The following is a 7,379-nucleotide window of genomic DNA, read 5'->3' as shown; positions in this document are numbered from 1 at the left end:
AGCGGCGCACACAACTGCGCCTTCCTCATCCACAGCCAGAGGAACACGCAAGCGATGTTCAGCTCCGCTATCAACCCCAATAATATTGTGCAGGAAGAATGGTAACGGTTCTTTCCGATCCAAGTTCTGATGAGTCTCTTCCGCGTGTTCTACGAATGCTTCGATCGCTGGAAACCCATCAAGGCTTATCACTTTCATGCCGTCGCTCGCCGTGACGCGATAGGCTCGGGACGCAGGTTTCCAGCCGTGACTAACACCCACGCCGATCGGCTTCGAGGAGAGAATCTCCAATGCCACCGCGGCGTCGGACAAAACTTCTTCTCCACAAAATACAGTGGTCTTTTGAAATTGAGCGTTGTCCCCCGCTCCTCCACCAAAAAACTGATACTGACCGGCTGTAGCTAACGTCAACTGATCTACTAAAATATCAGCATGCCCAGCTAGAGCATCAGCTAGAACGAGAGCAGCCCGAAACGGAAATCGTCCGGGCGGTGTTGGTGTAAACCTCGAAACTATCTCCTGGGCTGCCGCAGTGGCATCCATCGCGAGGTTACGTCCAACACTATGTGAGAAGACCACATCGTCGCCCACCAACCCCAGTGCACACGCCAAGCCTTGACCACTGCTCACATTCGTAAACTCGCCGGCAGATGAAGCTCCAACAACGATGGTATCGGGCAGCTCCTTTTTTATGGCAGAAAGTATCGCTCCGTGGTCATGCTGAGGAGCTGCAAATAACACCAAGGCAGCAGGCGGTGTGCTTAGGGATCTTCGTATTTCGGTGGCCAGAAATTCGCCTGCAGTCGAGCTATCGCTCGAATCCGTCGAGACTACCGACGCTTTCATTGTTTCCCCCACTTAGACAACAGCAGTAAACAACCTCCGAAAGGATAAGTTCCAAGTAGCTCGAAAATATCAAGGGGCCTCGAGGCGGCAAAGTGACGTAAACCTTTTGGGGCTTTTACTCTGCAATCTGCCAATTCTCACCGTCGGTAATCAAAGGTTTAAAGCGAAGTTGGTTCGGGGTGTCGTAACGCTTTAGTCGGGACGCTTTCCTTCTGGCGACCCAAAGCGGACAGCTATCCGCGATCGAGCCGTGGTCGGCTGGACCTTTTTTCGGAGCGGCGGCCTGATGCGAATGTCTGCTGTCGGGCCGACGAGAAGTGGTCAACCGAACGGCCGACCGACGCGATTGACCCGAAGCGGACATCGCGAATCCTGCAAGTGCTGCTCCTGTCGCCTTTCCGAGTATGATTTTGGAGGTTACAATGACTCATTATTATCGTGCCTCGGAGCGGAAATGAAGTAGCGCCCCTTCATGGCTCTTGATGGCCGTGCAGCTTCTTGATGGCCGTGCAGCTGATGGCGGTGCGGGTCCATGAATGTGATCGGCGCAGCCATGGGAGCGCCCCGGAAAACGCCAATCAGCCGGACGCGACGAAGGCGTCGGCGGCTCTCAGAGGATCAGATCGTGTTGGAAGGGTAGCTGTCCGCCCTTGCCAGCAGCCTCCCCGTCGAAACGCCAACCCTCCGGCGCCTCATCGGCCGGATGGGGCCATGCGGCCGCGGCGGAATCGTACTCCGGATTGAGCGCGGCGACGGGTACCGAGGAAGTGACCGCCGGGGGCGTCGAGCTGGCATGCTGCTGTTCCGCACCCGCCTCGAAATGGAACGCGGGCTCGGCCCGGTTGTCAAAGCCTTGGTCGTCGGCGCCCTGAATGACCACGGTCACGATCTGCGGCGTGCCGTCGATCGTGGTCACGGTGAAGGTGTCGGTCAGCGCGTCACAAGACCTCAAGGCCTGGACCGCGGGATTGTCGGGGTTGAGGACATATGTCCACGTGCCGCAGGTCGTCATCGTGAAACTGCCGTAGCCGTGGTCGCTCGCCTGCGGACATGTCGTGGCCGTGAAGGTGTCGTCGGGATTGTCGACGTCCCGCTCGGACAAGGTGCCGCTGGCGCTTGGCGGGGGTTCGCAGGAATTGCTTGGCTCGGTCACGCGTCCGCAAATATCGCCGCAGACGACCGCGGCGTCGTTGGCGCCCTCGATGGTGACCGTCACCGTCTGTGCCGTACCGTCCGCGGCCCTCACGGTGAAATCGTCAGTCAGCGATTGACCTGCGTTCAGCGCCTGCACCGCGCAGTTGCCGTTGTCGAGCGCGAAGGTCCAGTGCCCATCCGCGGTCATGGTGAAGCTGCCGTAACCGTGGTCGCTCGGCTCCGGACATTTGACGGGATCGAACGCGTTCGACGGGCCGTCGACGTCGGTGGCGGTCAAAAGGCCGCACGCGGTTGGGACGCCCTGCGCGGAATTGTCGGCTCCGCCTGCTTCGACCACGCGACCATGCGTGTCCCCGGAGATGACGGCCGGATCGTCGGCGCCTTGGATGGTCATCGTGACGACCTGCGGCGTGCCGCCGATGGTGGTCACGGTGAAGGTGTCTGTCAGGGTCTGGCCCGCCGTTAGCGCCAGCACCGCGGCGCTGGCGGAATCCAGCGCATAGGTCCAGTGCCCGTCGGACGTCATCGTAAAGCTGCCATAGCCTTTGTCGCTGGCATGCGGAGAACTCACCGCCGTAAACGTGTTGGCCGGATCGTCGACATCGGTGTCGGCGAGTTTGCCGGTCGCGGTTGGGACGTGGTGCGCCATGGCCGCCGCCGCGATTGCGGCGGCAGTCATGGCGATCGTGGCGACGGATCCGCCGGTCTCGCCGCTTATCGCTGCCGCGTCATCGGTGCCGGCGATGTCGATCGTGAAGGTTTGGCTTGCCGAGGCAAAGTCGTCGGACGCCGTGATCGTGAAGCTGTCGGCGTTCGGCGCCTTCAACGCGTTGATAGCGTCGTTGTTCGGTACGTAGGCGTAGGCGCCGGTCCCGCTGTTCAAGTACAGGATTCCGAAGGAGCCGGCCTTCTCGACGTCGTAGCTTGCGCCCGCGACGGTGAAAGCGCCGATCGCGCCGCCCGCGATGCCGAAGGTCGGGGTCGTGCCGGAGCCGAAGCTCGTGGCCGAGAAGCTGCCGCTGCTCGCCGAGAACTCATCGAACGCGACTGTGTCGATCTCGACGGGGCCCGACCCGAGCGTCAGTGTCGGTGGCGAATGGATCAACGGCCCATCCGGCACGAAGCTGGCCGGCACCACCAGCCCGGGAAGGGCATGTTGTGGATTGGGCCCGTCCGGCGCGTGGAAATCGATCGGCTGCAGCGTCTGATCGACCGCTTCGCCCGGAGGCGTGCCGGATCCGGACGGCCCATGGTCCTTCGAGTAGTTGTCGAGCACGTCCTGCTGCCGGCTCTGCAGGTCCTCCATCCGCGAAGCGTTGTTGGCGACCTGCGCGAAGCTGACGGACGATCCGGTCTTGCTGAGGATGACCGTCTGCCCGGGATCGTCCACGATGATGTGGCGCGGCACCGCCTCCTTCGTGATGAGTTCGAAGGTGCCATGCTCGAAGCCCTTGTAGGTGATGGAGGCATCGTCGAACAACGCGAGATCGGGATCGGCGGCCCACGCTTCTTTCAGCGCCGTCAGGATCAACGGGACGAAAGACAGCGCTCCGGCCCATCCGAGTCTCGCGACAACCGCCGACTCTACAGCGCGCCCGCCGCGGACGGACGACGGACTGCGTTGGTTCTGCGCCGGCCAAAGACCGGTGAAGACACGTGCGAGCGACATCTTGAACGCCTCGCATGCTGCCCGCTTCCGCCGAAGCGGCCGGACCCATGGATCGCGTGTGAGTCCACCCGCCGAGGTGTCCGGTTTTGCGCATCAGACTACGCTTTGTCATCCCGAGACCCCTTCACGAAATGTTGACTGAGTGCGCGCAAATGCGCTCTTTTGTTGGCGCTGAGCGGTCGGGACCATCGTCCGTTGCGACTAAAGAGTGGCGGTCGCAACATGCGGTATGGTGCGCCGGGCGCGCTCTGGCATCATTCCGCCGAAGCGGGCACTTCACGGACGGGAGCGACGCATGCACGGACTAAGGACGGTCGCAGGACTTCTCTGCCTTTTGCTCGTTGCAGTGGCGTATCCGCCTGCGCCGCTTCGGGCGCAGGACGTCAAGCCAATCGGCAAGGTCGTGACCGTCGCTGGCAAGGCAGTGATCGAGCATATCGATGCCGCGGTTGTGCAGGCGAGACTGTCCGAGAACGGGGCCAGCGCGAAGGTCGGCGATCCAGTCTATCGGGGCGACGTCGTCAGGACGGGCGCCGACGGGCGCCTCGGTATCAATTTCGCCGACGGCAGCTCCTTCAGCCTGTCGAGTAACGCCAGCATGGAAATGAGCGAGTTCGTCTACGATCCGGACGGCAAGGACAATTCAACCCTGATCAGCCTGACCAGAGGCACCTTCACCTTCGTCGCCGGCAGCGTCGCCAAGACCGGGAGCATGAAGGTGGACACGCCGGTGGCGACGTTGGGGATCCGGGGCACCACGCCCCACATCGAGATTTCGGACGACGGCACGGTCAAGTTCGCCACCCTGATCGAGGAGGGCAAGGATGCGGTCATGAAGCGGAAGGCCGGTCCGACCGTTGCGCCTCCCCGGCAGCGGAGGGCCGACCGCGCTCTCGGCATCTGCCGGGGATGCTGAAGGTCTTCGGGACGGCGCCAGTTATGATCCTGCTGCTGGCCGCCCCCGCGTCGGCGCAGAAGCCGGAAGGTCAATTCCGGAACGTCGAGCTCTGCAACGCCGCTTCGTCCCCCGACCGGAGGATCGAGGCCTGCTCTGCCTTCATCGCAGCCGGCCGTGGCGGGCCACAGGCCTTGGCCATCGCCCACAACAACCGCGGCATCGCCTACGCAGCGAAGGTCGACTACGACCGCGCTGTCGCCGACTTCGAGGCGGCCATAGGCATCGATCCGACCTTCGCCAAGCCCGTCAACAACCGCGGCGCGGCGAGACTGAGGACAGGCGACTACGACGCCGCGATGGAGGATTTCGACCGAGCCATCGCCCTCCAGCCGGCATACCCCGGCGCCTTCGTCAACCGCGCCCAGGCCTGGCTGAAGAAGGGCGATCTCGTACGCGCCGAAAGCGACTACACCGCCGCGACTCGTCTGAACGCCGACATGGAAGTGGCTTGGAGCGGCCTTTGCTGGATCCGGGCGAGCACGGGCGACCCGCAAGGCGCGGTGGAAGCCTGCGACAAGGCGATCGGGTCGGGCGCGCATACGGCTGCGACCTACGATTCCCGCGCGTTCGCCCACCTCAAGGCTGGACGGACCGATGCGGCCATCGCCGACTACGACGCCGCGCTACGCATCGACCCCACGCTCGCCGCCGCGCTGTACGGTCGCGGCCGGGCAAAGATCCGCCGCGGCGAGACGGCTTCGGGAGAAGCCGATGTCGCGGCCGCGAAAGCTGTCCGGGGCGACATCGCCGAGGAATTCGCGCGCTACGGCGTACCGTAGTCCGTCCTCAACGCGTGCCCGTCGGAGAATGCCATCTCTCCCCTACCGAGAGAACCTGAGCTGCAGCAGTCGAGCAGTTTTTTTATTGATTTTTCCCCCAGCGAGCGATACCCGAAAAATGCTAAACGGTTCTGCTTCCTACAAAACCGATAAGCAGACGTACGAAACAGAGCCAGATGGCGAACTCATCAGCTTTCGAGTCAAAACGGGGTCAGTTGATCGACTGATAAGCTTTCATACGAAGCGGAGTCAGCTGGCCAACTGATAAGGTAATACGCAAAACCTTATCAGTGCTCCGCTGGTCCGGAATGTGGACGAGTACGTATCCCGCCTACCCGAGGATCACCGCTCCTCCAAACGGGAATGACCAAGGCGTTGAGGATTCTAAAATTTTCGGTGGGGTGAGGCGCGGTTGACGTGACTAACTACGGTTACAAGCTACAGGATTTGCTCGCCGCTGCGAGACCACCGCGGCACGTCCGGCCGACGAGCGTGCAGGTCGGCGGAAGGCCGGGATGTGAATCGGCATCGAAGCATGCCCCCTCCAATGTGATGTGAATCAGAGACTTATCGTGCCGATCAGCCTCGGGCCACGCCGATTCACACCACGGCTCAAGGCTCAATTCGCGCTTCAATAGTCTTCGCGCGCGAATTCGGAGGTCCCGCGCCGAAGCTCGCCGGCGCAGAACATATCGGCCAGTGACACCGCTAGGGTAACGTAGCCGATCCGGCCACGCCGCGATATCCGCTCAGGCGAATTGAGAATATCGGGAAAGCTGAAAGAAGGACTCCGCTTCGTAGGACGGATCGGTGGCCAGTCGGGCAAGCCTTTGCCCGATGGCAGGCGCGAACTTCGCACCGTGGCCTGAACACGCGGAGCAGACGATTAGGCGGGAATCCGGCCAGCGATCGATGATGAATTCCTCGCCCGCATCGGGCAGGCGGTCGGCGGGCACGGTGTTGGTGTAGAGGCAGACGTCTCGATCGATGATTGGCCCGGCCGCGCCCGGGACAAGGGCCGCCAACGCATCGCCGACCGGGCGGAGTTCGGCCTCGGTGGCCTGCGGACCCCAGTCGTCGGGGCCGACCACGGGCCCGTGGTTGTGAGGCGCCGCTTTGACGCCGCGCTGTTCGAAGTCCGGAAAGCCGTAGACCACGTCGTTCGGACCTCGGTCCAGAATGAAGATCGGGAAACGACCGAGCGCCACAGTGTCAGGGCGGGTCGGCTTGAACCAGCCGACCGCCTGTCGGGTCACGTTGAGCAGCGCGCCCAGTGTCGGGAGTGCGCGACCGAGCCATGGACCCAGCGCCAGAATCGCGCGCTCGGCGAAGAACTCTTCGGTCACCGTGCGGATCGATACGCCGTCGTGGTGCGGCGTGAAGCTCGCGCGTTCCGGAATCACACGGTTGCCGGCGCGTGAGCGCATCAGTCTCATGACGACACCGGTCCGCAGTATCGCGCCACCGTCTTGTACTACGACGTCCCAGTCGTCGGGCAGGGCGAAAGCCGGAAATTCCTTGTTCGCTACGGTCGCGGTCAACATCGGATCAGGGCGCCCTTTCGCGATCGCGGCCGCGCGTGACGACGCCACCATCGCAGAGCCGGGGAGGCCTGCCTCCAAAACAGGGGTTTCCGTCAGAACCGTTTGACGGCTTTCGGCCTGCAGCCGGATCCAACCGGCATGAGCCTCGTCGCTCAGGCTGGTGTAGTTGGGGTTTTCGAAATTGAAGCGACGGAAAATTCGACATGAACCATGTGACGAGCCTCGATCCGAACCGGGTCCGACAGGGTCGAAGCCGAGCGCATCGACGCCGGCATCCAACAATGAGTTGAGCGCTGCTCCGCCCATGAGTCCTAGACCCAGCACGGCGACTTCGCATTTTCGCATGAAGGCCTCGCGAGCGATGCTACGACTCGCCGATCATCCTGATGATTTCGCGGGTTTACAAGGTCTACGGGAGGGCGATTACG

Annotated in this window: 5 protein-coding genes; 2 read left to right on the top strand and 3 right to left on the bottom strand. The window is 62.6% G+C overall.

Features of this window, described 5'->3' with window-relative positions; translation table 11 throughout:
- Together IVB36_RS07870 and IVB36_RS07865 are read right to left on the bottom strand one after the other, a co-directional pair.
- Window positions 1–846 (bottom strand): FIST N-terminal domain-containing protein (locus IVB36_RS07870; RefSeq protein WP_247391078.1); only part of this gene is annotated, 846 nt, incomplete at its 3' end.
- A gap of 610 nt (window positions 847–1,456) precedes the next feature.
- Window positions 1,457–3,670 carry a VCBS domain-containing protein gene (locus tag IVB36_RS07865; protein WP_247299817.1) on the bottom strand — a complete coding sequence of 738 codons (2,214 nt, stop codon included), beginning with the start codon at window positions 3,668–3,670 and terminating at the stop codon, window positions 1,457–1,459.
- A gap of 295 nt (window positions 3,671–3,965) precedes the next feature.
- Here IVB36_RS07865 and IVB36_RS07860 point away from each other — a divergent pair, with 295 nt between their 5' ends.
- Window positions 3,966–4,586 carry a FecR family protein gene (locus IVB36_RS07860; RefSeq protein WP_026234035.1) on the top strand — a complete coding sequence of 207 codons (621 nt, stop codon included), beginning with the start codon at window positions 3,966–3,968 and terminating at the stop codon, window positions 4,584–4,586.
- A gap of 23 nt (window positions 4,587–4,609) precedes the next feature.
- Window positions 4,610–5,407, top strand: coding sequence for a tetratricopeptide repeat protein (locus tag IVB36_RS07855; RefSeq protein WP_247391076.1), 798 nt, complete (start codon window positions 4,610–4,612; stop codon window positions 5,405–5,407).
- A gap of 749 nt (window positions 5,408–6,156) precedes the next feature.
- Here the strand turns inward: IVB36_RS07855 and IVB36_RS07850 are convergent.
- The gene (locus tag IVB36_RS07850) at window positions 6,157–7,296 is read right to left on the bottom strand and encodes an FAD-dependent oxidoreductase (protein ID WP_083926610.1); all 1,140 of its coding nucleotides are present in this window, start codon (window positions 7,294–7,296) and stop codon (window positions 6,157–6,159) included.
- Between the last annotated feature and the right edge of the window lie 83 nt (window positions 7,297–7,379).

This window comes from Bradyrhizobium sp. 35 (genome assembly GCF_023073215.1).
Classification (GTDB): Bacteria; Pseudomonadota; Alphaproteobacteria; order Rhizobiales; family Xanthobacteraceae; genus Bradyrhizobium; species Bradyrhizobium canariense_D.
The sequence above is the reverse complement of the archived record's forward strand: the minus strand, read 5'-3'. Positions and strand labels throughout refer to the sequence as shown.